The sequence below is a fragment of the Pseudoxanthomonas sp. LH2527 genome, from assembly GCF_022539275.1.
In the GTDB taxonomy this organism is placed as follows: domain Bacteria; phylum Pseudomonadota; class Gammaproteobacteria; order Xanthomonadales; family Xanthomonadaceae; genus Pseudoxanthomonas_A.
Map to the genome: position 1 here is coordinate 27,808 of NZ_JAKZBW010000020.1, position 21,950 is coordinate 49,757.

Below are 21,950 nucleotides of genomic sequence, written 5' to 3' on the forward strand. Positions count from 1 at the left end.
CCGGGCCTGGGTGAGAGCCCGTTACTGGCCCGCGTTGCGGATGGCGCCCTTGTAGCCGACGGCGCCGACGCCGTAGCGGTGGACCACCTTCCAGGCCACACCGTCGGTGCGGAAGTTGATTTCCTGCTCCAGCGTCGGGGTCTGCACGCCGTTGAGGAACGCGACCTCGACGACCGGCTCCAGGTTGGGATCGGCCAGCATCATCCAGGCCGTACCGCTGAGGCGCGGACTGTCGATGACGTCGGTGAACAGGCCGCGCACGACGTTCGGCTTGCGCTGCTGCTTGTTCGACTCGTCGTTGTATTCCTGCGCGTTGAGCTCGCGGGCGGTGCTGCCCAGCGCGAGCGGACCCAGGAACAGCGAGGGAACGATGTCCAGGAAATCGTTGCCGCCGGCATCCTTCTGCTGCGCCATCTGCTGGCGGCCTGCGTCGATGAGGGCGATCGTCGGCGCACCGCCCGTGCCAGCGATGTTGCCGTGGTCGGCGTGGAACAGCGTCTTGCCATCGCTCATCAGCGGACCCAGACCCGCATTCAGGGCGAAGAGCGCGTAGACATCCTTCTCGATCGTGCGCGCCGCCGCCTGGCCCAGCGCGGTGGTCGGACGCGAGAAGGCGCCGAGGTCATCGTTGACCAGAACTTCCGGCGTGATCTGCAGGATGCGACCCTTGCGGGCGCCCTGGATCGTCTCCTTGGCAGCGTCCGACATGACGCCGTTCTCGTACTCGCCCTCTTCGTTCACCGCCTTGAGGTCGGAGAAGGAACCCATGTGGTAGCGGTTGTGCGGACGGTAGTCGCTCAGCGTGCCGGTGACACAGAAGCGCGACCAGGTGAACTGCTGCAGCCGGTAGGCGGTCAGCAGCATGCGGTGCAGCACGTTCTCCAGGATGATCGGGAAATCGCCCGTGCTCTGCGCCAGCGCCTGGCGGGAGATCTGGTCACGATCCATGTTGCGGGTGTTCACGCCGGATGCGATCAGGGACTGTTCCGCCACGATGTACAGGGGCTGATGCGCCGCCGGGTTGTCCTGCCGCGCCGCCTGGGCGGCAGCACCCTCCAGGATGCCGGCGCGCGCCAAGATGCCGTCGGCGATGCGCTGACGACGGATGTCGTTCTCGTCGGCGGTCACGCGACCATCGCCGCCGTTCCCGCGGCTGGGCGCTGCGGCGAGCGGCGTGGCGCCGTTCGGCAACCGCTGGAGCAGGCGCGCCTGCGCCTGCTCGACCGTCATGCGCGGATCGGCCAGGCAGGTGGATTCCAGCTCGCGCACGCCGGGCACATCATGGAACGCGGCGAATACGCCACGGATGCTCTCGTTGCGGGCGGCGAGCTGCGCGATCGGGTCGTCGATGGCGACGACGGGAGCCGGAGCCGGGACCGGCGCAGGAGTCACGGCAACCGCAGGGGCCGGGGTGGGATTGTTGCCCTGCGAGGACGGCTGGTTGCCGGCCTGCGCGAGGATCAGGTTGCACTGGTGCTTCATGGTCGAGTCCTCGATATGGGCGAACACCGCCCTCTGGTGAGCTCCGCTGAGCGCGGCGAAGGCAGACGCGGTGACTGTCGTCTGGATGTACTGGCGCAGGGATGCCGTGACATCGCTGCGCTCGGAAGTGGAGATGGCTTGGACGTAGGAAAGCAGGGCAGCTGCCGCCGCCTCGTCGCTGGGGGCGGGCGAAACGTTGGCCTCGATGATCTCGTCTGCGAGACCTGCGGCGACCATCTGCTCCGCCGTGTACCAGTGGTCGCGGCGGTCCGTCAGCTGAGCCTCGATGTCGGCAGGCGCGGTCGCCCGGGCGGTGTAGCCGCTCAGCATCGAGGTGGTGATGGTGTCCAGCATCGCGGCTGCGTCGCGCAGGTCGTCCGCATAGCCCCAGCGACCACTCTGCGGACCGTGCAGCATCATTGTGGCGTTGCGGTGTACCTTGCGGGTCGCGCCCACCTGGGCAATTAGGCTGGCAATCGACGCTGCCACGCCATCGATCGTCACATTGACGGTGGCCGGATGGGCAGCGAGCGCGTTGAAGATGGCAAGGCCATCGCTTACGACGCCGCCGTCGGAGTTGATGCGCACGTTGATCGTGGAGGCGGTGACCGCCGCGAGCTGCTCGACGATACTGGCCGCGGTGATGCCGTCGGCCCAGAAGTAGTCGCCGATCGGGCCGTAGATCAACAGGTCAACCTGCGTGGTGCTGACCGTGTTGAGCGCGATCACCGAACGGCCTCGTGCGTCGGGTGCGATCTGATCTAGGCCGACGTTGTCGAGGGCGTAGATCGCGCCCAGGATGCATGCGGCGAGCACACTGGTCTTCATTGCTGTTCTTCCTCTTCATTGGGTTCCGTGGCCAGGCGCGAACCTGGTGCACGGGCTTGAGTGAGGCCGGCGGCAGAGACTTGCCGCGGGTCGGTGTCGAGGATGATTCCGAGGTCCTCTGCCCAGCGGCGCTCGATCGCGATCTGTTCCAAGGTGTCGTACATGCGATCGCCTCGCTCGGCGATCACACGCGACAGCGACTTCACACCGCCGCGCACGGCCATCGAAATTCCCTGCATCTCGTGGACGGGGTTGATCCATGGCATGGGCGGCGGCAAGTAGTCCGCGCCGATGGCGCTCGCCAAGGTGACGCCAGGCGGAAGCACCAGCTCACCGGACACGACCGCCATGGCGATGAGGCGCTCGTACACGGGACGCACCATCTGGGACACGAACTCGTAGGCGAGCACGCCGTAGGCACCGTACTGCTCGACCAGCTCCTGCCGCTGTGCGCTGTAGGTGCCGTTGTAGTTCTTGGACAGCGACGAGAACGAGATGCGCATCGGCGCTGCGATTGCACGCAGCTGGCCGTTGCGATACGGCTCCAGGTTGGGATTCGGCCGCTTGCTGTCGATCGACTGCACCGACTCGCCAGGACGGAGGTCGTCAAACACCATGCCAGGCTGGAAGCGCATCTTGCGCTTGCCGGCACTCGCGAATCCCTCCGCGTCGTAGAGGGTCGGGTCGCCCTTGATGATGACCGCCGCCATGCTGGCCGCGATCTTCGCGGCGATGCGTTCGGACTCCTCGTAGTCCTTCAGGTCCTCGATGCGCGTGAACGTCGACGCGAGGATCGAGACGCCGCGCACTTGGCCGATGCGATCGATGGTGCGGACGTGTCGGATCAAGTCCGCGGACACGCGCTTCGTTTCCGGACGGAAGACGGCGGCGTCGCCCGGATGCTGCTTGTACACATGGAACGCGACTGCCCTGCCCCAGGCGTTCCGCTCGACGCCCTGGAGGATGCGACGTGCGCTGTCGTCGAGGTCCAGAGGGACGAGATCCGGCTCCATCAGCTCCAGCGAGAACGGGACCGCGGAACCGTGCTCGAGGAACGGCACGAACCCGCGCAGCTCCTGCGCGAAGGCTTCGCCATCGCGGAGCCACGTGCGGGCCAGCAGGCGTTGAACGCTCGCCCAGTCGTGCATCCACGTGACTTCGGGCCGCTTTGCCCATGCCTGGTAGAGCGGCATGATCTGGTCGACGACGGACTCGACGACGTTACCGTCGGCATCGCGCGGGGTGGGCACGATGTTGATGCCGCTCGGCCCGATGATGTTCTGGACCAGGGTGGACAGGCCACCGCTGATAATGTCGTGGTTGCGATCGAGGTGACGCGCCTGGTTCCGAAGTGCGGTGCCGGTCAGGGAGACGATCGCATTGCCACTGCCGGCTTCGCGCGCCTGGCCACGAAGATGGGTCGCCTCGGCCGCTTCGTAGGCCTGCCGATAGGCGACGGCACGGATGCGGTGTTGAGCGCGCGACGCCGCCCACCCGGGCGCCCACTGCAGGAGCGCGCGGTCAAAAGCGGCGGCCATGCGCGAAAGCTGGGGCATGCGCCTTGCGACCGGCGTGCTCAACGGCCGCACCCGCTGAAATCGGCGATCGCAACGCCGGCGGTTCCGCCGGCGGAGGCGGCCTGCTCTGCGTTGGCGCGGCGCATCCACTTGTCGAGTTCCGTGCTGATCCAGTTCGCATCGGCGCGGGTCAGTTGCCGCTCGCCAAGACGCACTGCTTGGCCAGACACCACCTTGCGGTAGGCGTCCTGCAACAGGGCAACTTGTTCGGTGGCGAAGCTCATGGGCGGCTAGGTTGCCGACCCGAGTGCGCACAATCTCGGGGAAACGTACGCACCCCCCCTCCCCCCGCGTGATCACACCTCGCTGTCGAGTAGGCGGTATACGGTCTGACGGCTGATGCGGTACTTCCGGCAGAGCGCCCGCATGGACATGGTCTTGAAATCGGCGCGGATCTCATCCACCGGGTAAGTCACAGCGGAGGGGATGTAGAGATCCTGCGACGGGTATTCCTCTACGAGGTACGCCACGACTGCGTCGACGATGGCCTTGATCTGGTCGGCATCCGTCCGCAAGCGGATCGCGGCGCCAATGGCCAGCTCGTCGGACAGCTGATCGATCCGGGCTTTGGCGCGAGCGGTGTTGCGGCTCACAGTCGGCTGCTCCACCGGCCAGAACCAAACGCATCCTCTTCGCGGGGCGTTTCACGGGAATCCGCGCGCTTCGGTTGAGGATCGGGCGCGCTCGGTGTTTCACGGGAATCCAAGGCGTGCTTCCCGATGCTGGCCAGCAGCTGGGCGGCGCGCGCATCCCACTGCGCGCGCGTCCACTGTGGAAGGCGCAGCTCCGGATGCAGCGTGGCGGCGTAGGCGTAGACCCACGTGTCGAGGGGCTCGTTGCGCGGGCTGCCACGCTTGGCCACGTAGCGGTTCTTTCGCGGGTCGAAGGTCTCGCTGGTCAGGCCGCCGAAGTACTCAAGCGAGAGCTGGTCTGAGAAGCGCATGCGGCGGTCGTCCAGCTCGCGGTCCTCGTCGGCTCCGAGCCAACCGTACAGCATGTTCTTGATGGTGACCGTGCCGACCTGGTAGACCATCACGCCGCGCTTGTCGTACACGCCGCGCCAGTTGATGTCCTGCAGCTTTCCCTTGCCGATGGCGGGCGCGTTGCTCGACTTGGCGCCGAAGATCGCCATGTGCCGGCGGCCGCCGCGGCGATCACGCACGTAGGCCTTCACCGCTTCGGTGCGGTGGCCGAGGATGTCCTGCGCGCTGGCGTCGACGCGCAGCAGCGCGCCGTCCTCTCTGTCGATAGGTTCGTTGAGGAGTTCGGTCAGTGCGACCCAAACCTCGTCGTTGGCCGGATCGCCGGGCAGCTCCACGTAGTCGATGGTCCAGCAGCGCAAGCCACCCTTCGGTGCCCTGCCCCAGCCTATGCGGTGGACGGCGAGGCGGTTGTCCTGCGTGTCGACGCCGGCGGTGACGGCGACCACCCAGTGCGGCACCGGGCGCAGTGCGCGCGCCTCGGCGCGCTCCGCCACCAGGTTCTGTTTGACCGCTCGCATGGCCGGGTCTTCCCAGGCCTCGGCCAGGCGGTCGTTGACGAAGGTCTTGAGCTTGGCGGGGTCGCCCTGGGCGTCCAGCCACATGTGCACCAGGTCCAGCCAGCGCGGCCCCAGGCCGAGCGGGTAGTACAGGCAGTTGGCGCGGTAGCCGCGGATCTTGCGCTCCGGGTGCGTGGGCACCCAGCCGATGCCGAGCTCGCCGGCCTGCTGACGCGCGTGCGCCTGCGCGATCATCGCAGTCTTCTGGTATTCCTCGATCACCACGCCGCACTCGCGGCAGCCGTACCAGCAGCGCGAGGCCTCCGGTGTCCACTGCAGGCCGCTCCACTCCAGCGGCTGCTTCGCGTCGCAGTCCGGGCATGCCACGTGGAACAGGCGCTGGTCGGACTTGTCCCATAGCGCGGTGAGGCGGCAGGTGCCGACCGTGTCCGGCGTGCCGACCTTGAGCCGCTTGTACGTGCTGGGGAAGGCCGAGTTGCGGCCGTTGAGCATCTCGTCCGGATCATCGCCCGTCTTGAGCGCGACGGCGAAGCTGGAGAACTCGTCGACCAGCATGCGCTTGACGCTGGTGGACTTGAGGCGCGTGGGATTGCCTGCGTGCTCGATGTAGAGCTGGCCGCCCTCGAAATCCTTGAACGCACGGCGGTTGCTCGACTCGCGGCTGGCCAGGCTGGTGAGCACGCGCTGCACGGACGGGCAGCTGTCGATCAGCGGATTGAGCTTCTGGTCGATCCACTTGTTCATCGACACTTCGCCCGGCAGCACCACCATGGTCGGGCCAGGGTCCTCGCACATGGCGTACGCCAGCACGTTGGTCTCGATCTCCGACTTGCCGAACTGGATGGGCAGCAGCGCCACCGCCTCGTGGACAGCGCTGCGCGCGGACTGGCTGTCCATGATCTCGATCTGCAGCGGGTTGCGATCGTTACGCCACTGCCCCGCCATCTGGCTGCCCTTGCCGGACAGGATGCGGTTCTTCTCCGCCCACTCGCTGACACGCATGGGGATGCGCGGCGCGATGGCGCGGCCGACGGCGGAGAAGATGATGGTGCGGGCGCTGGCCGTCACCGTGCTTCTTCCTTGGCGATGGCGGTCGCCTTACGCGCGAACTCGCGCTCGATGTGTTCGATGGCGTCGCGCAGGATCACGCGCACGCGGTCTTCGTCCTGCTCGGCCGCCAGCTGCGGCGCCAGGATCGCCGGCAGGTTGTCCAAGTCGGCACGCATGGCGGTGACGGCGTCGGCAATCGCCGAGCGGACCTCGTCGACGGGAAGCAGCTGACCCAGCTCGACCGCCTCGTCACGCAGCAGCTTGCGTGCCTTCGCCTCCTCGGCCTGCGCCTGGGCAAGCGCGCGGCGCTTGGCCAGCGGATCGTCCTGTGCGGGCGCCAGCGGCGCCTCCGCGTCGTCCGGCTCACTGGGCGCCGACGCAGCCTCAAGGGCGACGGCAGCGCCCCGTGCGGCTGCGTGGCGCGCCGCCACGCCCGCCTTGGACGGGTCGGCCGTCTCGCCCAGCAGCTTGCGGCTCTCTGCCAGCAGGAAGCGTTTGCCGTCGGCCGAGCGCACCAGGCGTCCCTCGCCCTTGAGTTGGGTGATGTAGGAAGGCGCCACGCCCAGGATGTGGGCCAGTTGCTTCGCGGTGACCTCGTTCGCGACGCTCATGCCCTCCTGCCCCTCTCTTCCCTTCCTTTCAGCGCAAGCGGGAGAGTCATTGGCGCGCGCGCGCGACCGCCTGTGCAGGGTGTGCAGGCAGCTGTGCAGGGTGATGGAATCGCGGGATGCAACAGGGACGGGGCCTGTGCAGGGTGTGCAGGGTGTGCAGGGGGGCATATACGCGAGAGCGCTTCGCCGCGCGTGATGTGGAAGGCGTGGCGCTCACGCGCGCCCGCGCCTATATAGGGCCTGCACACCCTGCACACCCTGCACAGGCCCTGTGCCGCAAGGGTTTCACTCTTGTTGCTACCCTGAACTGGTGACTGCACACCCTGAACAATGGAGGTCATGCACCCCCCTTGTAGGCGTTGAGGTCGGCACGCACCTGCACCACCTGGTCACCAAGCCACATCTTTTCGCTGATCCCGTCCGGAGGGGCAGTCAAGCCAAGCATCAGGAACGAATGCAGGCCGCGCTCTTCCTGACCGATGAAGTACCGCTTTCGATTGGCTTTAGGCGGCGCCACACCCCGCTTCCGCACCAGGGCGTTGACGAACTTCGACGACGGCGCGGCGCGGGTGCCGGCGCGGTGGCACCAGACCTTGTAGACCTCGTACCAGTCCTCGGTGAGCCCGGGCCGCGGCTTGATGCTGTGGATCTCCTGCCCATACAACTCATCGAAGAACCGGAGAGGCGTGTCCAGGCCAAGGCTGATCAGCTCGTCGCGCGCCTCCGTGTGCGGCGGCAGCGTGCCCGGACCTAAGTCGCCCAGATCCAGCGACAACAAGTGCGCGTGCAGCGCGGCCACACCACCGTCGGCCAGTTCCTGCAGGACGGCGCGGTAGAACTCGGCCGACAACTTGTCCGGCGTCCAGATCACGGCGTGCCGGCGGTCGTCCTCCTCGAGGACCACGGGCATGGCTTCGTTCGACAGGAACACGATGTTGACGTGGTTCCGCTCGTCGTACGCCGCCATGTTCTTCGGGTTGATGCGGATCCACTCGCCGGTGATGAACGCCTTGAGCTTGTTCTTTACGTGGTAGAGGTCGGAGCGCGCGATCACCTCGTCGGCGATCAGGAACAGCTTGCGGCTGGCCCAGTCGTTGAAGCGGTCCTCGATGGCGGACTGGTCGATGATCCGGCCGTACTGGCCATAGATCCCCATCAGCGCTTCGAAGAACATGTTCTTGCCCGTGCCCTGCGGACCGTGCAGCACCAGCGTGGTCTTCATCTTGGCGCCGGGGTGCTGGATGGGATACGCCACCCAGCGCAACACCCAGTGATAGAGCTCTTTCGCGTTGCGATCGGCGCTGCACATGTGCCACAGCAGCTGCAGCAGCTTCTCGCAGGCGCCTGGTCGCGGCGTGGTCGGCCAGCCGGCCCACAGGTTGCAGGTGATATTGGGATCGTCGCCGGCGGGATCGAAGCCCACCTCGCGCACGCGCACGATGCGCCGGCGCGGCGATTCCTGCCAGTCGCGGTGCACGTCCTTCCGCAGGCACATGTCGCGCATGTCCGACAGCGACATCAGGCAGTGCTCCTGGTGGTCGAACACCGTCCCGCCCTGCCCGGCCACCAGCGAGAAGCGCGCCAGCAGTTCCTGACTCGATTCGACTGGCCGCAGCGGCGCGTCCCCCGCGCCCCCGGTGGTGGTGGTGACGCGCGGCGCCTGCGGCCGGCCCCACGCAAGATCCGTGAGGCGGGCTTCGACCTGCGTGCGGACTACGTGCAGGCCTTCGGCCTGGTAGAGGTCGTTGAAGTCGTTGACCTTGTGGCCACGCTCGAGGAACTTCGCGCGTCGACCGGCTTCGTCCTCGAACCGCGGCAGCAGCCAGGCGCCGTTGTGTGCCAACGCCGCGGCCGACGCGGCGGCCACGCCGGCGTTGGTGAGGCGGTGTTCCTCGCCGCATTCCGGGCAGGTGGCCGGGTGATCATCCAGGATGAAGCGCGTGCCGCACTTCTTGTGCCGCGCCAGGATGTCGTCGTCGGCGCAGATCAGCAGCCGCGCGCGTGGATACTGCTTGCGCAGCGCCGCGCAGACCGCGTCGATGTTGCCGGCGTCGAACACGACGGCGACGGGATAGGTGGTGGCCTCGTACAGGGTGGCGCCGGTGGCGTAGCCTTCGGCCACCAGGATCAGCCAGTCGGGCGACCCGATCAGGTGGAAGTGGCCCTTCTTTGCCAGGCCGGCTGGCCAGAACTCCTTCTCGGGCTTCTGCTGCTCGGCGGCTTCCTGCCTGGTGCGCAGCAGCTGCAGGCCGTGCAGGCCGCCGCCGGCATCGAGCACCGGTACCACGGCGGCGCCCTTCGGCGAGTAGCGCAGGCCGTGGCCACGCACGCCCTTGCGTTTCAGGTACTCGGCGTCGCCGTCGACGGCCAGGCGCGACCACATGTTGCGGGCGTGGCGCGCTGCAGCTTCGTGTCGGCGGCGCTCTTCGGCCCGGGCACGCTCGCGGTCCTCGCGAAGACGCTTCGTCAAGGCAGCGCGCTGCTCATCGGTGAACTCGCGATCGCGCTTCCGTAGCTCTACCTTCTGCGCGCCGTTGTCGTTCGCGTGCCAGATGCCGTACGTTCCGACGATCAGCACGTCGCCGCCCGGCGGCGCGAATTCGTGGAGCGTGTACCAGCCGCGTTTCTCGCGGCCACCGCCTTCGGTGCGCACGCGGATCATGCGCCCGCTGGTATCCAGTTGATCGATCAGCAGGCCGAAGCCGCGTAGTTGCTCGAGGACGTCGTCGTAGTTGACTGCCATTTCAGTAACCGACGACCCCACTGACTACCCCAGAAACGGGGTCCGAATTACCCGCATAGGCCCCCTCCAGGGAGGACCCATGCACGGGCCCGTTCAGGTTCGACCGCGTGTCGAGGGTTACTGAACTGCCATGCGTCGACGCGCGCGTTCCGCTCTCACGCCGAGGGGGCCGGGGATTCGACAGGCGATGCAGGGTCACTCGCCACCCCGCAGCGGCAGCGCCCGCTGTGCGGAGCGACGCGCGTCATCCTCTATGGCGATGCGGTCGTACTCGGCAATGGCCTGCTCGTGGGTCAGCGCATGCGCATCGTCGTACAGCGCCGCCATGGCAGCGAGCAGCCCCGGCGCGCAACGGCGGGCATTCGGCAAGCCCGGCACGAGCGGGCGGTAGTGACTCCCCCTGTTCCCCATGCTCAGCTCCCCTGCTCCACCATGCTCTCGATGCGGCGCAGGAGCGCCGTGAGTTTGGTCTGCGCGCGGTGCACGGCGCCCTTGATGCCCACGTACTCGGCCGGCGTCAGCACGCCATCGGCGAAGGCCTGGTGGATGGCCGTGCCCAGGTCGCCTTGCTTCGACCACACGGCGGCTACCATCTCCAGCACAGCCATGTCGGATGCATCGGTGTCGTCTGCCGTGGGCAGGTCCAGCACGATGCGACCACACTCGCTGGCCGCCGCACGAAGGATGCGATCGTCTTCCGTCAGGGCGCTGATGCGCACCGCCTCACGCAAGCTCAGGTGGTGCGTGGTGTTGTTGGTGTTGACCTTGTTCCGCAGGACGGCGGCGGACATGCCCAGGCGAGGCGCGAGGGATTCACTACCGCCGGGGTAGTCGTGCACCACAGCGTGGGCGGCGTCGTCAATGTTCACCAGAGGCCTCCGCGAACGTAGCTCACCAGGACAGCCGGGCGCACGATGGCGCCATGTCCAACGTCATCCCGTTCCCCGCCCGTCTTGCCCTCACCGTGCTGCGCGCATTCCACGTGCGCACCGGTGCCGGCGCGCTGGTCGCAGTGTTCTTTGGTCCCCTGCCACGCCTCCCAGGCGAAGGTGCCGGCCAGTGCCAGGACGGTGAGAGCCAACGCCAGCCTGAGGAACTTCGCCGTGGTCACGACTGAGTCGCGCCGCCGATCCTTCGCTTCTGGCCAGCGGCCCTGCAGGCGACGGGCGGTGCTGGTATCCAGCGCCATACCGAGGATGTCGGCGTCGGTGAGGGTGCGGCGGGAGCGAGGCATCTCAGTTGGCCCCTACCGCATCGGCCTGCTGCGTCAGAAGGTCCTGGAAGCAGTCCGGCCTCTTGACCATCGCAGTGAGCACGCGCTTCTCGGGCACTACCCCATCGCCCCACTGGTTGACCGCCGATTGGGTGACGCCGAAGAAGGCGGCCAGATCCACGTCCAGCTCAATGCCAAGGCGGGCCTTGAGGTCTTGCTTTGTCAGGGGGGCTGTCATGGGCGCCGATCTTAAGCGCACTAAAGGCAAATGGTCAAGCGGTCTAAAGCTTTGCGGACTTAAGCTGTCTAAATGAACCCTTCGACGCTAGGCCAACGCCTCAAGGCCGCCATGGATGCCTGCGGAAAGAACGCCGCCGCAGTCGCGGGCGATGCTGGCACTACTGAGGGGACGATCTCGAACTGGGTCAACGACTCAGTGAGTCCCGACAACGTAAAGGCAGCCATGCTCTTCGCGATCGCGGACGCCGTAAAGGAAGACCCCCGTTACCTACTGGGCGGCTCTCGTCGGACGGTCACCCCGCTCAGATTGCGAGAAGTCGAGGCTCCTCCATACATCGCCGAGTCGTCTCAGCTGGTGCAACTGGAGGCTTGGAAGATCGCATTCCAGCTGGTAGCCGAAGCATTGGGGAACGATCTCACGCTACCACCCGACAAGCAGGCAGAAGTGACGCTGTTGACCCACGATCTGCTCACAGAGGGAATGCCCAGGGCGAAGGTGCTGCGCTTCGTTCGCGCTGCCGCGGCATAAGCCGCACAGGATTCATCCATGTCAGACAAGGTTGCACGGCTCCGTCAGTTGATGGCCGATGCTGTACCGCGCCCTGCCGCCCGCTCGCAAGCCGAGGAAGACATGTGGGCACGCTATGCGCAGCACGCAGCCAATGCTCCCGAGCCATTCTCGCTCGACGATACTCAGCGGGCACTCGACGTTCGCGCGATTAACCGCATTGCGACTTGGTACAACGCCAGTTCGGCGTTGATAGCTTGGCTGGATAAGGCCGGAGCCAGTTGCATCAGCGGCTTGGACGACGAACAGGTCAGCAACCTTCGCGCCTACATGCAACAGATCGAAGACTGTGCTCAGTCCGGCTTCGACTCGCCGTTCGCGCCCACCGCGGGGTAAAACCAGCCCTTACGGAATCCTCGGTTGATAGTTCATCGGCTCTGCCGACGCTGGCTGCGCCTGTTGAGCATTCGATGCGCCAGCCCCTTTGCAGACGATGATCAAATTTCCGTCGTAATCCCCAAGGCCCCAGTAGTCCTTCTGATCGACTTCGACCGCGTATCCAGAGGGGCACACCTGCGCGGCTTTCTCGTAACACTGTGAAGTGACTTCGCACCAGACCTTGTAGCCACGCGCCCCTGACGGCGCGGTCAGGGGTTTAGCGGTGGTGCATCCGACCAGCGCAATTGAAGCAACCAGCGTCATTGCAAAGCGCATCGTGATCTCCCTATGCCGATGTTTGCAGGCCCGGCCTGGCATTTTCCGACCTGCAGCACCGCAAAAAAGCAGCGCCAAGCCGAACATACATCACTGAAACTTTAGTGCGATTGACTCCTGAACTTTAGCGTGCTTTAGTACGCCGGCCAGCCCACCAGCTGGCGGGCGACCGGCGGGTCGCCACCCTGCCGGACCTCCCCCTCCGGCCGCTGACCGGCCCCTCCCCAGGCCATAGGCACTGACCCGCCGGCGCCCTCCCTTCATACGGAGAGCGCCATGTCCAACGCCGCAGCCCGCGTCACCTACCCCACCGGCGACGCCGCCACCAGCCTGACCGTCGTCGACACGACCGCCGGCCTGGAATGGCTGCGCAAGCCGCTGGCCGGTCGCTACGAACACCAGCAGGCCATCGACGCCTGCGAAGCCGTGGCCCTCGTGGGCGGAGGCTTCCGCCTGCCCACCCGCGCCGAGCTGCTGACGCTGGTCGACATCACCAAGTTCGACCCGGCCATCGACACCGAGGCCTTCCCCGACATCAAGGGCGGCTGGTTCTGGACCAGCGACCTGTGCGCCTGGTCTTCGGCGTCCGCGTGGTACGTCTACTTCAACTACGGCGGCGTCTACTACAGCCACCGCAACTACGACGGGTTCGCGTTGGCCGTGCGCCGCGTCGGTCAGTAATCGGCCCCTCTGCCTACCTGACCGGAGACGCTGCCATGTTCGACGCCTGCACCCCGTCCGACGACCAGCAGACCGACACGCTGGTCCCGCTTCCGCACGCCGCTGCGCGCTGCCTGCGCGCCTGCAGCAGCCACGACCACGCGCATGCCGAGCAGCTGCGCGCGGGCCACAACCGCCGCCACGTGCCGCGCCTGCACGTGCGTAGCGAGCGCGAGGAAGTGCGCGCCCGCGAGCTGGCCAGGGAGGCGCGCTGATGGCCGCCTTCGCGATCGACCTGGAAGCCGTGCGACGCGCCCACCGCGAGCTGGACCGCGCCGGCCTACCCAACCTGCGCCGCGACGCCACGCGCCTGGTGATCTCCGAGAACCAGCACGGCCGCACGGGCAACTACGTGGCCAGCCACATCCGCCTGCTGCGCATGCAGGCCGAGCAAGTGCAAGGCGGTGCGGCATGAAGACCGACTATCGCAACCACCAGCCCAGCGCCAACCGCAGCGCTCACCGAACGGCACAGATGGCCTTTCGGATCGCAGCGGCTTTCCCGCACGCCACGCCGTCCGTGGCGCAACTGCGCGACCACTTCGGCATGTCGCGCGCAACCGCTTATCGCTGGATCGCTGCAATGAAGGCGGCGCGAGGGGTGGCGGCATGAGCACGCTCTGGCTGATCACCTACTCCATCCACGGCCAGGCTCGCCAGGCGGCATTCGGTCATAACGCCATCGCCGACTACCGCGCGATCGATCCCAACGCCACGGTGCGCGAGATCCCGCTGGCCACCCTCGCGCCGCTGATCGATCTGGCACGTGCTTTCGTCGACAACATCGACGAGTGGGATGGCGAGCCCGCCCCTGGCATGCGCTGGTACCGCGAATACCACGCAGCCAGGCAACAGCTGCAGGCGCTGGGAGAGAGGGCATGAGCCCCGCCACTCTGGCCTGCATGCTCCTGGTGATCAGCCTGCTGATCGCCGAGGCGTGCCTCACCCGGAGGCCGCGCGCATGAAAGAAGCGCCCACCTTCGACCGTCGCAGCGATGTGCCCAACGCACCGCTGCCGCCCTACCTGCACCTGCAGGACCACAGCGCCTGCGACCACCACCCGTGCTCGGCCTGCATCGGTGTGCGCATCGTCAAAGGCAATCGCGACATCGAGCCCAGCAGCTGGTGGGCGCTCGCAACCAGGAGCCACGCATGATCACCCTCATCCTTGCCGCGACCGTCGTCGCACTGCAGATCCTGCTCGTCGTACTGGTCACCCGCCGCCACGATCGCGATCTGGCCGACGCCGAGGCCCGCGCCGACGACCACAGCATCACCCTGCAGCAGCGCGCCGACGCCGTCGCCATCGCCCACCAGGCATCGCTGGACAACCTCAAGCGCCTGCGTCTGGTGCGCGACGAAGATCGCAAGCGCCTGTGGCTGAGCGTGCGCGACGCCTGCGACGCCGAGATCCAGGACGTGCACGCCGCCCTGCAGGCAGGTGTCGCATGAAGCGCACGCCGTTCCTGGGCGCGCTGGAGAGCATCCAGCACACCACGCCCGACTTCACCCCGCCAACCCGCATGCGCCTGCGCGCGGCCGGTGCCATCGGCTGGCTGCTGCTGGCCACCCTGATCGTCCTCACCCTGGCCGCCGCCGGCGGCCGCTGGAGCTGACATGCCCGAATTGCAGCCCAAGATGCGCGACGCCCTCCTGGCCGCCATCGCCACGCCTTCCCATACGCTGCAGCGCGCCTGCGGCGGGTACGTCGCCCTGGGCACGTCCACGGTGAAGCACAGCGGCCCGAAGCTGTTCCAGGCCTTCACCCGCCGCACCGTCAACCGCCTGCTCGACGCCGGCCTGGTGACCTTCGACGAGCCGGAGTTCCCCACCCGCATCACGTTGACCGATGCCGGCGTGCGCAGCGCGCAACAGTTGGCACAGGCGGGTGCGAAGTGAAGCGCCTCGCCGACTTCCTGTTCCAGATGCTGCTGACCAGTGTTGCCAGCCGCCGACCGCCTGACTTCGTGGTGGGCGCCGATGGACCTGGTGGCGCCTACCTCCTCCGGTGGTTCCTGACGCCGTGGCGCGAATGGCAGAGCCGTCTCGGCAAGCGCGCTGAGGTCAACCCGACGCGCTTCAACATCGCGATGCAGCGCGCCGCACGCCTGCTGCCCAATCTCTACCTGCACAAGTTCCTGCGCGACGATGACGACCGGGCGCTGCATGACCATCCGAGTTTCGCAGTGAGCTTCATCCTGCGAACCGGCTATGTAGAGCACACCATCGCTGACGGCGGGATCCACGTCCGCACGCAATACCAGGCCGGGAGCCTCCGCTTCATGCGCACCGTCCATGCGCATCGCATCGAGCTGCTGCGCAAGGTCGTCCCTGGCGGTAGTTCGCATGTGCAGCTGAGCGACCCCGTGGAGCCATGCTGGACGCTATTTCTCTTCGGACCCACCGTGCGCGAATGGGGCTTCCATTGCCCTGAGCGGGGATGGGTGCACTGGAAGGCCTTCACCGCTGCAGGCAAGCCTGGTGAGGTTGGTCCGGGGTGTGGCGAATGATCCTGCCCCCTCGCAGCCGCCAGAAGCAGGCCGAGAGCGACGCCATCGCGGCCGACGTCGCGCGCTTCCTCAAGAAGAAGGGCAACGCCATCGAAGTGCTGGGCAACTCGCCCATCCGCGAGGGCAAGTCGATGAAGGCCATCGAGCGCGCCAAGCTGCTGCTGATCAAGCGGCAGAACCGCGAGCGCCGTCGACGAAGGCTGTCAGACGAAGAGGAATGACCACGCCATCCGCCCCGCGCCTGGGCAAGCAACTGAGGCGTGCCAACCAGCTGCTGCGAGACGCCGAGCGCGTCTTCCACGACCTACCCGACCACCACTGCCCTCGCCTGCTGCTGGAACGCATCCAGCTGCACCTGGCGAAGGACCAACCACCGCCTGGAGAACCCGAATGCCCAAAGAACTGACCGGACCCGAAGCGCTTCACGCGATGGCACGCGAAGCAACCGCGCACGGCCTGACCGTCAACGCAGACCACTACACCCGCCTCGGCAAGCAGTGGGAAAGCCTCGAGCAGTACGCCGAGGTTCTGGAAACCCAGCTCGCCGAGCAGGGCAAGGCGATTCCGCCACGCCCGCTGCCGCAGCACGCCGTCACGCCGACCGATCGGCGCCACTGAGAACCCCGCCATGGACAACATCACCATCCACGCCGAGCACGTCACCCTGAACCTGCACAGCGCCGATCCGCTGGCGCGCATCGAGGCTATCCCGGGCGGTGTGACGGCCCTCGCCGCACCGCTCGCCGTCCCGAGCAATGCATTGCCTGCCGCACGCTTCACCAAGGTCCTCGCGGACGGCACCGAGGTCAGCGCCGAAGATCCGCGCGACAGTCACGTCGCGGTGATCGATCACCACGCCGGTCTGATGTGGTCCGTCGAATCGCTGGGCGATCCGGATGCGGAGGACGACGGGATCACGCAGGAGCACTGCATCGAGCGCTGCCGTGAGCTGCGCCTGCTCGACCACGCCGACTGGCGCCTGCCGACTCGCGCTGAGCTGGCCGGCCTGGTCGATGACACGCGCCACGAGCCCGCCATCGACACCAACCTGTTCCCGCGCGTGAAGCCGCGCTGGCACTGGACCAGCACGCCTTGCGCCTGGTCTTCGGCGTCCGCGTGGGGCGTCGACTTCAGCGGCGGCCTCGTCGACGGCTACCACCGCGGCTACGACGGGTTCGCGTTGGCCGTGCGCCGCGTCGGTCAGTAGTTGGCCCCTTTGTCCTTCCATCCAGGAGCACACACCATGAAAAAGCCCGCCATGATCAAGCTGGCCGCCGATGGCCAGGAACTGCCCGCCGACGCGACCGACTGGGTCGCCGTGAAGCTGCCCGAGCACGGCCTGATCTTCACCGCCACCCAGATCAACGAGGAGGAGACCGACCAGGAGTCGCTGCAGACGCAGGCCGTGGCGCTGGACCTGCTGGGCGCGACCGACTGGGACCTGCCCACCATCGACGAGCTGCAGCTGCTGATCGACCGTGATCGGTACGACCCGGCCATCGACACGGCGTTCTTCCGCGACATCCAGAGCGACTGGTACTGGAGCAAGACCCCGGCCGCCTGGTCTTCGGCGTCCGCGTGGATCGTCAGCTTCAACGGCGGCTTCGTCTACGGCCTCCACCGCGGCAGCGACGGGTTCGCGTTGGCCGTGCGCCGCGTCGGTCAGTAATTGGCCCCTCTGACCTGATCTGACCGATGACGTCCCGCTACCAGCCTCCGCCGATCATCAAGGCCGCACAGCGCCTGCTCGTGGACATCGAGCAGTTCGTGCGCGGCTTCGACCGCTACCACAAGTACCAGATCGGCAGCGATCTACGACGTGCCGCCAGCACCGTGGTGCAGTTGGCCTCGCGCGCATGGCGAGACCAGGCACATCGCCGCCGGTGGGTCGGTCAGCTGGTATGGGCCGTCGACGAGCTCAAGCAGCACATGCAGACGGCCAAGCTGATCCAGGCCTTCCGCAGCTTCCGTCACTTCGAGCACCTTGCACGCCAGGCCGAAGAGCTCGGCGCGCAGGTCGGCGGGTGGAACCGCCAGCTTTCCCCTCAAGCCCAGAATGCGGGCGGCGGTCGTGCCGCCCCGCAGCGTGGCAAGAAACTGAGTACCCGTACCGCCTCTGCGGGGGCCAATCGATGACGAAGCCACGCTACCCACATCCGGGCTGCGTGGCCTGGTCGCAAGTGTATGGGGAGGCGGCCGCCTGGTCTTCGGCGTCCGCGTGGAACGTCAACTTCAACAACGGCAACGTCAACAACAACCACCGCAACAACAACGGGTTCGCGTTGGCCGTGCGCCGCGTCGGTGAGTTTCAAGGGGAACGGAAGCCCTCGCTGCTGCAGGGGCTGTACTACGCATGGAAGCGCGCACGCCGGCAGAAGGTGCCCAGCCACAACCAGCTGCGCTTCGATGACCGGTGGATGGACGGGCTGCTCCAGATCGAACGCGAGATCCTTACGGGCACATGGTCGCCACGCCCATCCACCTGCTTCATCGCCACACGCCCGAAGGCGCGCGAGATCCACGCGCCGGACTTCGCTGATCGCGTCGTGCACCACTGGCTGGTGCCGCAGTTGGAGGCGATCTACGAGCCGCGTTTCATCCACGACAGCTTCGCCAACCGGCGCGGCAAAGGAACGCACGCGGCGGTGAGGCGTGCGCAGGCGTTCGCCCGACAGGTGCACAGCGGCCAGGGCGGCGGCTACTACCTGCAGCTGGACATCCACAACTTCTTCAACAGCATCCATCGCCCCACCTTGTGGCGCACGCTCAAGCCGCGCCTGCAGCGAGCCGGGCTACCCGATCAGGCGCTTCGCGTCACGCATGCTCTGCTGCGGCATGACCCGGGCAAGGCCGGCGTGCAGGTGCGCGCCACGGCCGCCGAGCTGGCGCAGGTGCCGCCCCACAAGCGGCTCGCCAATGCGCGGCCGGGCTGCGGCCTGCCTATCGGCAATCTGTCGTCCCAGTTCTTCGCCAACGTGTACCTGGACGCGCTGGACCAGTTCGCCAAGCACGTGCTCAAGGCCAAGCGCTACCTGCGCTACGTCGACGACTTCGTGCTGTTCCACCACGACCGCGCGCAGCTGGAGCGCTGGCAGGCGCAGATCGTTCAGTTCCTCGCCAACGAGCTGCGCCTGTCGCTCAAGCCGGAGATCCGCCTGCGCCGCCTGACCGATGGCCTGGACTTCCTCGGCTACGTCATCTACCCCACGCACACGCTGGCGCGGCCGCGCGTCATCGCGCACCTGCGCAAGGCGCTGACCGAGTGGGAAGGCGTCCACGTCGCCGGCAGCCGCATTCGCGGCACCCCCAACGATCTCGACCGCATCCGCTGCGTGGTGTCCAGCTACGCAGGGCACCTGCGGCACGCCAACAGCCACCGCTTGCGCGCGGCCATCCGCCGGCGCTTTCCCTGGCTTCGCACCGCCGCGGCACCGCGCCGCTTCCATCACCGCCTGCATGCCAGGCGCATCACACTGAGGATTCGCACCGCATGACCTACATCCAGTCCATCCCGCTGGCGCAGCTGCGCCTCTCCCCCCGCAACGTCCGCAAGACCGGGGCCACGGCCGTCGACGAACTGGCGGCCAGCATCGCCGCCGAGGGCGTCCTCAACAACCTGGTGGTGACAGCGGCCAACGACGGTCAGTTCGAGGTCGAAGACGGCGGCCGCCGCCTCCAGGCGCTGCAGCTGCTCCAGAACGAAGGTCGCCTGACCGATGCCCTGAGCAAGGTGCCGTGCCACGTAGTCGAAGCCGAGCGCGGCACCGAGGCGGGTCTGACAGCCAACCTGATGCGCCAGGCCATGCACCCGGCTGACGAGTTTGTCGCATTCCAGCAGCTGGTCGCCGAGGGCAAGGCGATCGGCGAGATCGCCGTGCGCTTCGGCAAGACGGCTCGCCACATCGAGCAGCGCCTGCGCCTGGCCAACGTGCGCCCCGACCTGTTCGAGATCTACCGCGCCGGCGGCATGAACATCGACCAGCTCACCGCCCTGGCCACCACCGACAACCACGAGCTGCAGCGCCAAGCGTGGGAGACGGCGCGCAGCGAGTACGAGCGCTCGCCCACCCACCTGCGCGACTTCATCACGCGCGAGTCGGTACGCAGCGACAGCCCGCTGCCCCGGTTCGTTGGTCTGGAGGCGTATGAGCTGGCAGGTGGGCGCGTGCGCACGGACCTGTTCTCCGAGCACGTGTACCTGCTGGACCTGCCTTTGCTGGATTCCCTGGCACTGGACCGACTGGAGGCGATCGCGGAGCAACTACGCGCGGACGGTTGGGCATGGGTCGAGGCCCGCGTGAGCATGAGCCCCCAGGAACGGCATGCGTACGACAACCATCCCCGCTACTTCTCCGCCAAGGGAGACGATCAGTTCGCTTCGCCGGAAGACGAGACGCGACACGCTGAGATCTCCGCCAGGCTCGACGCCATCGACGACATCGACGTAGACGAGCTGGATGCGGATGCGGCTCGCGCCCTGCAGGACGAAGAAGATCGGCTTTACCAAGAGCGCGACATCATCGACGGCCGATGCGTTGCGTCCTATCCCGCCGATGTGAGGGCAGAGTCTGGCGTGCTGGTGTACCTCAGCGATGGCGGGAACCTCGAATACCAGTGGGCAAGGCTCCTCCCTTCGCGGAAGAGTGGCGCGGCGGTACCCGTGGCGCCGGCATCCAGCAACAGCGCCACGAAGCCTGCCAAGAAGCCGGAACTGTCAGAGGCGATGCGCGCCACGCTGTCGGCGCACCGTAGCGCCGCAGCAGCGATGCAGCTGGCCAAGGACCCGACGCTGGCGCACTGCGTGCTGCTGGAGCGACTGCTGATGTCGCACTGGCCCAATTGCTACGGCAACAATGGCCTGCATCTGGCGTTCGGCAACAGCGGCCCGAGGACAGAGGCCGACATCCACAAGGCGATCAGCGCGGCGATCACGGAGCGCCTGCAGATCATCAAGCAGGTTCCCCGCAAGGACACGCTGCAGTTCCTGCTGCGCCAGACCGACGCGTGGCGCCTCGAGCTGCAGGCGGCCCTCGTGGTGGCGCACTTCGATGGCGCGACCGGTAGTGATCGCGGCCACGAAGGTGTCGACGCCATCCACCTGATCACCGACTTCAACATGGCCCAGCACTGGTCGCCAGAGGTGGACAACTTCGCCGGCCGGATCCATGCCGACCTACTGGCGCAGGGGGTGACTGAGGCCAAAGGCAAGGACCAGGCGGCCACGCTGAGCGGCCTCAAGAAGGACGAACGCGCCGCACTGGGCGCTAAGCTGCTCGCCGGCACCGGCTGGCTGCCGAAGCTGCTGCGCGGCCCGTCGTACGGCAAGAAGCTGGAGCAGACCAATACGACCACCGAGCCGGCCTCCAAGCACCACACGGGCGCGAAGAAGGCTGCCGTGAAGAAAGCACCGGCGAAGAAGATCGCTGCCAAGAAGCCGGCAAAGAAAGCCCCCAAGAAGGCCGCGGCACCGAAGGCTAAGCCGGCCAAGAAGAAGTCGTAAGCGGCGTGAACACCTTCCGACCCACCCTCTCGGGCCTGACGCCTTCATTCCATTCGGAGGCGCCGCGGCCGGCGCCTCTCACCCAGGAGACCATCGACGTGGCCACCACCCACACCAACGCCGAGCGCATCCTCGTTGCACTGCGTGATGCAGGCGGCAGCCTGCCAGGCGCGGACCTGCGCGCTGCCCTTGCCGACATCGACCAGCCCGAACGCGCCAAGGCAGTCGGCCTGCTGCGCAACCAGGGCAGGATCCGCTCCGAAGGATCCACACTGCAGATCACCTACCACCTGGTGGAGCAGCCGCAGGCGAACGGGCTTGCAGCTGCTCCGCCGCGCGCCGCGCGGCAAATGCAGCCTGCGGCGCCCGTTACGGAAACAGAAGATGCTGCGCCGGCAAGCCTGAGCCTTGAGCTGCAATTCCTGGCCTGCCTTGAGCAGATCGCGGATGACCCCGAGTTCGCGGTCCTGCCTGAGTCAGCCAAGATCCGCGCCGCGGAATGGCTGGTCAGCCGCCTGCGAGACGCCGCCTGACGTGATTGGCCCCGTCCTCGAATTCTCCGACCTGCAGCAGATCAGCGGCTACACCCGGCGCGCTGACGTAGAGCAGTGGGCCGAGAAGGCGGGCGTGCCGGTCAAGCCGTGCCGCGGCGGCGTGTGGACCACACTGGACGCCCTGAACCGGGCGCTGGGCGTGCTGCCGGCCAATGACGATGCCAACGCGCCCTACCCGGCTGATCTAATCTAGGCCTGCA

The 21,950-nt window shown here is 67.1% G+C and carries 34 protein-coding genes; 22 read left to right on the forward strand and 12 right to left on the reverse strand.

The annotated features are described in order from the left end of the window. Positions 1-21 precede the first annotated feature (21 nt). The 11 genes from MMG85_RS11860 to MMG85_RS11905 form a co-directional block, all read right to left on the reverse strand. On the reverse strand, positions 22-2,310 hold the full coding sequence (locus MMG85_RS11860; protein WP_241046232.1) for a ClpP-like prohead protease/major capsid protein fusion protein: 2,289 nt from the start codon (positions 2,308-2,310) through the stop codon (positions 22-24). Continuing rightward, positions 2,307-3,866, reverse strand: a complete 1,560-nt coding sequence (locus MMG85_RS11865) for a phage portal protein (RefSeq protein ID WP_241046233.1) — start codon at positions 3,864-3,866, stop codon at positions 2,307-2,309. Before MMG85_RS11865 ends, MMG85_RS11860 begins: the two co-directional genes overlap by 4 nt. Positions 3,867-3,886: 20 nt before the next feature. Further along, positions 3,887-4,111, reverse strand: coding sequence for a hypothetical protein (locus tag MMG85_RS11870; protein WP_241046234.1), 225 nt, complete (start codon positions 4,109-4,111; stop codon positions 3,887-3,889). Positions 4,112-4,183: 72 nt separating this feature from the next. Next, positions 4,184-4,480 (reverse strand): Mor transcription activator family protein, encoded by a 297-nt coding sequence (locus MMG85_RS11875; RefSeq protein ID WP_241046235.1) that lies wholly within the window; start codon positions 4,478-4,480, stop codon positions 4,184-4,186. After that, entirely contained in the window at positions 4,477-6,456 is a 1,980-nt protein-coding gene (locus MMG85_RS11880; RefSeq protein ID WP_241046236.1) for a terminase gpA endonuclease subunit, read from the reverse strand. The genes MMG85_RS11875 and MMG85_RS11880 overlap by 4 nt, the downstream gene beginning before the upstream one ends. Next, a complete protein-coding gene (locus MMG85_RS11885) occupies positions 6,453-7,049 on the reverse strand; it encodes a hypothetical protein (RefSeq protein ID WP_241046237.1) in 597 nt (198 codons plus the stop codon). The genes MMG85_RS11880 and MMG85_RS11885 overlap by 4 nt, the downstream gene beginning before the upstream one ends. A 337-nt stretch (positions 7,050-7,386) precedes the next feature. Then, positions 7,387-9,792 carry a DUF5906 domain-containing protein gene (locus MMG85_RS11890; protein WP_241046238.1) on the reverse strand — a complete coding sequence of 802 codons (2,406 nt, stop codon included), beginning with the start codon at positions 9,790-9,792 and terminating at the stop codon, positions 7,387-7,389. Between the two features lie 195 nt (positions 9,793-9,987). Then, complete coding sequence (locus tag MMG85_RS18485) at positions 9,988-10,119, reverse strand: hypothetical protein (protein WP_277399854.1); 132 nt, start codon at positions 10,117-10,119, stop codon at positions 9,988-9,990. 86 nt (positions 10,120-10,205) lie between these two features. After that, positions 10,206-10,661, reverse strand: a complete 456-nt coding sequence (locus tag MMG85_RS11895) for a phage regulatory CII family protein (RefSeq protein WP_241046239.1) — start codon at positions 10,659-10,661, stop codon at positions 10,206-10,208. Continuing rightward, positions 10,658-11,026 carry a hypothetical protein gene (locus tag MMG85_RS11900; protein WP_241046240.1) on the reverse strand — a complete coding sequence of 123 codons (369 nt, stop codon included), beginning with the start codon at positions 11,024-11,026 and terminating at the stop codon, positions 10,658-10,660. The genes MMG85_RS11895 and MMG85_RS11900 overlap by 4 nt, the downstream gene beginning before the upstream one ends. Position 11,027: 1 nt before the next feature. After that, positions 11,028-11,243 (reverse strand): helix-turn-helix domain-containing protein, encoded by a 216-nt coding sequence (locus MMG85_RS11905; RefSeq protein ID WP_241046241.1) that lies wholly within the window; start codon positions 11,241-11,243, stop codon positions 11,028-11,030. A 72-nt stretch (positions 11,244-11,315) separates the two neighbouring features. Here MMG85_RS11905 and MMG85_RS11910 point away from each other — a divergent pair, with 72 nt between their 5' ends. Further along, a complete protein-coding gene (locus MMG85_RS11910) occupies positions 11,316-11,774 on the forward strand; it encodes a helix-turn-helix transcriptional regulator (protein ID WP_241046242.1) in 459 nt (152 codons plus the stop codon). 18 nt (positions 11,775-11,792) lie between these two features. Then, entirely contained in the window at positions 11,793-12,149 is a 357-nt protein-coding gene (locus MMG85_RS11915) for a hypothetical protein (protein ID WP_241046243.1), read from the forward strand. A gap of 9 nt (positions 12,150-12,158) precedes the next feature. Here MMG85_RS11915 and MMG85_RS11920 read toward each other — a convergent pair whose 3' ends face one another. Beyond that, on the reverse strand, positions 12,159-12,467 hold the full coding sequence (locus tag MMG85_RS11920; RefSeq protein ID WP_241046244.1) for a hypothetical protein: 309 nt from the start codon (positions 12,465-12,467) through the stop codon (positions 12,159-12,161). A 276-nt stretch (positions 12,468-12,743) separates the two neighbouring features. On the opposite strand from MMG85_RS11920, the gene MMG85_RS11925 reads away from it, so the two are divergent. The 20 genes from MMG85_RS11925 (at position 12,744) to MMG85_RS12020 (ending at position 21,943) form a co-directional block, all read left to right on the forward strand. Next, positions 12,744-13,148, forward strand: a complete 405-nt coding sequence (locus MMG85_RS11925) for a DUF1566 domain-containing protein (RefSeq protein ID WP_241046245.1) — start codon at positions 12,744-12,746, stop codon at positions 13,146-13,148. 35 nt (positions 13,149-13,183) lie between these two features. Then, positions 13,184-13,402, forward strand: coding sequence for a hypothetical protein (locus MMG85_RS11930; RefSeq protein ID WP_241046246.1), 219 nt, complete (start codon positions 13,184-13,186; stop codon positions 13,400-13,402). Then, positions 13,402-13,602 carry a hypothetical protein gene (locus MMG85_RS11935; protein ID WP_241046247.1) on the forward strand — a complete coding sequence of 67 codons (201 nt, stop codon included), beginning with the start codon at positions 13,402-13,404 and terminating at the stop codon, positions 13,600-13,602. Before MMG85_RS11930 ends, MMG85_RS11935 begins: the two co-directional genes overlap by 1 nt. Then, positions 13,599-13,799, forward strand: a complete 201-nt coding sequence (locus MMG85_RS11940) for a hypothetical protein (RefSeq protein ID WP_241046248.1) — start codon at positions 13,599-13,601, stop codon at positions 13,797-13,799. Before MMG85_RS11935 ends, MMG85_RS11940 begins: the two co-directional genes overlap by 4 nt. Beyond that, positions 13,796-14,068, forward strand: coding sequence for a hypothetical protein (locus MMG85_RS11945; RefSeq protein ID WP_241046249.1), 273 nt, complete (start codon positions 13,796-13,798; stop codon positions 14,066-14,068). Before MMG85_RS11940 ends, MMG85_RS11945 begins: the two co-directional genes overlap by 4 nt. A 79-nt stretch (positions 14,069-14,147) precedes the next feature. After that, entirely contained in the window at positions 14,148-14,342 is a 195-nt protein-coding gene (locus MMG85_RS11950; RefSeq protein WP_241046250.1) for a hypothetical protein, read from the forward strand. Next, positions 14,339-14,638: a hypothetical protein gene (locus tag MMG85_RS11955; protein ID WP_241046251.1), complete on the forward strand. Its 300-nt coding sequence runs from the start codon at positions 14,339-14,341 to the stop codon at positions 14,636-14,638. Before MMG85_RS11950 ends, MMG85_RS11955 begins: the two co-directional genes overlap by 4 nt. Then, entirely contained in the window at positions 14,635-14,802 is a 168-nt protein-coding gene (locus tag MMG85_RS11960) for a hypothetical protein (RefSeq protein WP_241046252.1), read from the forward strand. Before MMG85_RS11955 ends, MMG85_RS11960 begins: the two co-directional genes overlap by 4 nt. A gap of 1 nt (position 14,803) precedes the next feature. Next, positions 14,804-15,085, forward strand: coding sequence for a hypothetical protein (locus tag MMG85_RS11965; protein ID WP_241046253.1), 282 nt, complete (start codon positions 14,804-14,806; stop codon positions 15,083-15,085). Then, positions 15,082-15,696: a hypothetical protein gene (locus MMG85_RS11970; RefSeq protein ID WP_241046254.1), complete on the forward strand. Its 615-nt coding sequence runs from the start codon at positions 15,082-15,084 to the stop codon at positions 15,694-15,696. Before MMG85_RS11965 ends, MMG85_RS11970 begins: the two co-directional genes overlap by 4 nt. Then, complete coding sequence (locus tag MMG85_RS11975) at positions 15,693-15,917, forward strand: hypothetical protein (RefSeq protein WP_241046255.1); 225 nt, start codon at positions 15,693-15,695, stop codon at positions 15,915-15,917. Before MMG85_RS11970 ends, MMG85_RS11975 begins: the two co-directional genes overlap by 4 nt. Continuing rightward, on the forward strand, positions 15,914-16,102 hold the full coding sequence (locus MMG85_RS11980; RefSeq protein ID WP_241046256.1) for a hypothetical protein: 189 nt from the start codon (positions 15,914-15,916) through the stop codon (positions 16,100-16,102). Before MMG85_RS11975 ends, MMG85_RS11980 begins: the two co-directional genes overlap by 4 nt. Beyond that, positions 16,087-16,314 (forward strand): hypothetical protein, encoded by a 228-nt coding sequence (locus tag MMG85_RS11985; RefSeq protein ID WP_241046257.1) that lies wholly within the window; start codon positions 16,087-16,089, stop codon positions 16,312-16,314. The genes MMG85_RS11980 and MMG85_RS11985 overlap by 16 nt, the downstream gene beginning before the upstream one ends. 10 nt (positions 16,315-16,324) lie before the next feature. Next, entirely contained in the window at positions 16,325-16,903 is a 579-nt protein-coding gene (locus MMG85_RS11990) for a DUF1566 domain-containing protein (protein WP_241046258.1), read from the forward strand. Between the two features lie 36 nt (positions 16,904-16,939). After that, positions 16,940-17,365 carry a DUF1566 domain-containing protein gene (locus MMG85_RS11995; protein WP_241046259.1) on the forward strand — a complete coding sequence of 142 codons (426 nt, stop codon included), beginning with the start codon at positions 16,940-16,942 and terminating at the stop codon, positions 17,363-17,365. A gap of 26 nt (positions 17,366-17,391) precedes the next feature. After that, on the forward strand, positions 17,392-17,832 hold the full coding sequence (locus MMG85_RS12000; RefSeq protein WP_241046260.1) for a four helix bundle protein: 441 nt from the start codon (positions 17,392-17,394) through the stop codon (positions 17,830-17,832). After that, entirely contained in the window at positions 17,829-19,190 is a 1,362-nt protein-coding gene (locus MMG85_RS12005) for a reverse transcriptase domain-containing protein (RefSeq protein ID WP_241046261.1), read from the forward strand. The genes MMG85_RS12000 and MMG85_RS12005 overlap by 4 nt, the downstream gene beginning before the upstream one ends. Then, on the forward strand, positions 19,187-21,196 hold the full coding sequence (locus tag MMG85_RS12010; protein WP_241046262.1) for a ParB/RepB/Spo0J family partition protein: 2,010 nt from the start codon (positions 19,187-19,189) through the stop codon (positions 21,194-21,196). Before MMG85_RS12005 ends, MMG85_RS12010 begins: the two co-directional genes overlap by 4 nt. Before the next feature lie 5 nt (positions 21,197-21,201). Further along, positions 21,202-21,729 carry a hypothetical protein gene (locus tag MMG85_RS12015; protein WP_241046263.1) on the forward strand — a complete coding sequence of 176 codons (528 nt, stop codon included), beginning with the start codon at positions 21,202-21,204 and terminating at the stop codon, positions 21,727-21,729. Position 21,730: 1 nt separating this feature from the next. Next, positions 21,731-21,943: a hypothetical protein gene (locus MMG85_RS12020; protein ID WP_241046264.1), complete on the forward strand. Its 213-nt coding sequence runs from the start codon at positions 21,731-21,733 to the stop codon at positions 21,941-21,943. The last annotated feature ends 7 nt before the right edge of the window (positions 21,944-21,950 follow it).

What these genes read in the sequence shown, in the direction of transcription:
- MMG85_RS11860 (WP_241046232.1), bottom strand. Translation starts at nt 2,310, where the DNA reads ATGAAGACCAGTGTGCTCGCCGCATGCATCCTGGGCGCGATCTACGCC.
- MMG85_RS11865 (WP_241046233.1), bottom strand. Translation starts at nt 3,866, where the DNA reads ATGCCCCAGCTTTCGCGCATGGCCGCCGCTTTTGACCGCGCGCTCCTG.
- MMG85_RS11870 (WP_241046234.1), bottom strand. Translation starts at nt 4,111, where the DNA reads ATGAGCTTCGCCACCGAACAAGTTGCCCTGTTGCAGGACGCCTACCGC.
- MMG85_RS11885 (WP_241046237.1), bottom strand. Translation starts at nt 7,049, where the DNA reads ATGAGCGTCGCGAACGAGGTCACCGCGAAGCAACTGGCCCACATCCTG.
- MMG85_RS11890 (WP_241046238.1), bottom strand. Translation starts at nt 9,792, where the DNA reads ATGGCAGTCAACTACGACGACGTCCTCGAGCAACTACGCGGCTTCGGC.
- MMG85_RS18485 (WP_277399854.1), bottom strand. Translation starts at nt 10,119, where the DNA reads ATGGCGGCGCTGTACGACGATGCGCATGCGCTGACCCACGAGCAGGCC.
- MMG85_RS11900 (WP_241046240.1), bottom strand. Translation starts at nt 11,026, where the DNA reads ATGCCTCGCTCCCGCCGCACCCTCACCGACGCCGACATCCTCGGTATG.
- MMG85_RS11905 (WP_241046241.1), bottom strand. Translation starts at nt 11,243, where the DNA reads ATGACAGCCCCCCTGACAAAGCAAGACCTCAAGGCCCGCCTTGGCATT.
- MMG85_RS11910 (WP_241046242.1), top strand. Translation starts at nt 11,316, where the DNA reads ATGAACCCTTCGACGCTAGGCCAACGCCTCAAGGCCGCCATGGATGCC.
- MMG85_RS11915 (WP_241046243.1), top strand. Translation starts at nt 11,793, where the DNA reads ATGTCAGACAAGGTTGCACGGCTCCGTCAGTTGATGGCCGATGCTGTA.
- MMG85_RS11920 (WP_241046244.1), bottom strand. Translation starts at nt 12,467, where the DNA reads ATGCGCTTTGCAATGACGCTGGTTGCTTCAATTGCGCTGGTCGGATGC.
- MMG85_RS11925 (WP_241046245.1), top strand. Translation starts at nt 12,744, where the DNA reads ATGTCCAACGCCGCAGCCCGCGTCACCTACCCCACCGGCGACGCCGCC.
- MMG85_RS11930 (WP_241046246.1), top strand. Translation starts at nt 13,184, where the DNA reads ATGTTCGACGCCTGCACCCCGTCCGACGACCAGCAGACCGACACGCTG.
- MMG85_RS11935 (WP_241046247.1), top strand. Translation starts at nt 13,402, where the DNA reads ATGGCCGCCTTCGCGATCGACCTGGAAGCCGTGCGACGCGCCCACCGC.
- MMG85_RS11940 (WP_241046248.1), top strand. Translation starts at nt 13,599, where the DNA reads ATGAAGACCGACTATCGCAACCACCAGCCCAGCGCCAACCGCAGCGCT.
- MMG85_RS11945 (WP_241046249.1), top strand. Translation starts at nt 13,796, where the DNA reads ATGAGCACGCTCTGGCTGATCACCTACTCCATCCACGGCCAGGCTCGC.
- MMG85_RS11950 (WP_241046250.1), top strand. Translation starts at nt 14,148, where the DNA reads ATGAAAGAAGCGCCCACCTTCGACCGTCGCAGCGATGTGCCCAACGCA.
- MMG85_RS11955 (WP_241046251.1), top strand. Translation starts at nt 14,339, where the DNA reads ATGATCACCCTCATCCTTGCCGCGACCGTCGTCGCACTGCAGATCCTG.
- MMG85_RS11960 (WP_241046252.1), top strand. Translation starts at nt 14,635, where the DNA reads ATGAAGCGCACGCCGTTCCTGGGCGCGCTGGAGAGCATCCAGCACACC.
- MMG85_RS11965 (WP_241046253.1), top strand. Translation starts at nt 14,804, where the DNA reads ATGCCCGAATTGCAGCCCAAGATGCGCGACGCCCTCCTGGCCGCCATC.
- MMG85_RS11975 (WP_241046255.1), top strand. Translation starts at nt 15,693, where the DNA reads ATGATCCTGCCCCCTCGCAGCCGCCAGAAGCAGGCCGAGAGCGACGCC.
- MMG85_RS11980 (WP_241046256.1), top strand. Translation starts at nt 15,914, where the DNA reads ATGACCACGCCATCCGCCCCGCGCCTGGGCAAGCAACTGAGGCGTGCC.
- MMG85_RS11985 (WP_241046257.1), top strand. Translation starts at nt 16,087, where the DNA reads ATGCCCAAAGAACTGACCGGACCCGAAGCGCTTCACGCGATGGCACGC.
- MMG85_RS11990 (WP_241046258.1), top strand. Translation starts at nt 16,325, where the DNA reads ATGGACAACATCACCATCCACGCCGAGCACGTCACCCTGAACCTGCAC.
- MMG85_RS11995 (WP_241046259.1), top strand. Translation starts at nt 16,940, where the DNA reads ATGAAAAAGCCCGCCATGATCAAGCTGGCCGCCGATGGCCAGGAACTG.
- MMG85_RS12000 (WP_241046260.1), top strand. Translation starts at nt 17,392, where the DNA reads ATGACGTCCCGCTACCAGCCTCCGCCGATCATCAAGGCCGCACAGCGC.
- MMG85_RS12005 (WP_241046261.1), top strand. Translation starts at nt 17,829, where the DNA reads ATGACGAAGCCACGCTACCCACATCCGGGCTGCGTGGCCTGGTCGCAA.
- MMG85_RS12010 (WP_241046262.1), top strand. Translation starts at nt 19,187, where the DNA reads ATGACCTACATCCAGTCCATCCCGCTGGCGCAGCTGCGCCTCTCCCCC.